Source organism: Gilliamella sp. X-60, from assembly GCF_057063585.1.
Window position 1 is genome coordinate 1 of the sequence record NZ_JBXSQJ010000052.1, and the last position, 1139, is coordinate 1139.

General features: G+C 48.8%; 1 protein-coding gene. It reads right to left on the reverse strand.

The features are described from left to right. Window positions 1–1139, reverse strand: a 1139-nt coding sequence (locus ACYIAM_RS12995; RefSeq protein ID WP_483748555.1) for a DUF2345 domain-containing protein, incomplete at both ends; no start/stop codon positions are given.

Here is a 1139-nt window from a genome sequence, read left to right on the forward strand (position 1 = left end):
CTATCCACTTTGATATCTTGCTTGGCGGCCATATTGAGGTTGGCATTTTGGGCTTGCAGGTCAATATCACCTTGGTTGGCAAACAGTTTCATGCCTGATTTTTGGGCAAATAAACCAATCGCTTCGCCCGATGAAAGGGTGACGTTGTTTAAAGCGTTAATATCGGTTTGATGTTCGCTGGTTAAGGTGAGGCTGCTCGCTGTTGTCAGTTGAATATTTTCAGGGCTGGTTAGGGCTATGCCTTCTTGTGCATAGGCCAGTAGGCCACTTTGGGTTAGCTCACTTAAGTTGGCTTTAAGTTGCTCTTGGCTATCGGTATCGGCGCTGTGCGCCTCGGACTGGGTGGCGGCATTTTGTAGGGCTTTGGCAATGGAGAGGGCATTTTCAAGTTGAGCAATCGCCGCTTGCATATCAAGCTGTTTGCCTTGCGCTTTCGGCTGGGTTTGGGTGGTTAAGTATAAGCCTTTGTTAGCGGCAATCGCGCCCCATTCGTCGGTACGCAGTTCAAAGCCTTCACCGCGTTGTCCTTTTTTATTATCGACCAAATGCCCCAAATTAAGTTGGCTTTTGCCGTATTCGGTGGCGATTTTAATATGCTCTTGCCCGCGTTTATCATCCATGCGCAGTTTGTTATTAGCCGGCGTGCGAATCACATTGCGGTGTTTGTTAATGGTGGTGACAAGGTCGGGGTGAGCACTGTCATGCATCGCATGGGCAATATACGGCCGGTCAGGATTGCCTTGCATAAAGGCAATGGCCACTTCGGTACCGTCAATTAAGGGAAAGTGAAAACCATAGGTGTTACCCGCATAAGGTTTAGCTAAGCGTACCCACAGGCTTTCCGTGCCACTTTTCCACTCTTTTAAATCAAAGTTAAATTTAACCCGATAGCGCCCTTGCGGGTCGATATAACCATAGGTGTCATGATTAGGGCTGGTGACACGGGCAGGCAAAGTGCCACTGACTTGTGGCCAGCGTATGGGCGCGGGGCGATAGGGTTTTAAGGCTTGATAGGGAATGGCGGTAAAGGTGAGTTCATAAGCATCAGTGCGGTTACCCTGCCCCTGTACACTTAAAATGATGATACCGTCATTAATATCTGCTAGCGGACTGCCGTTGATATTAATCCATTGACCGGG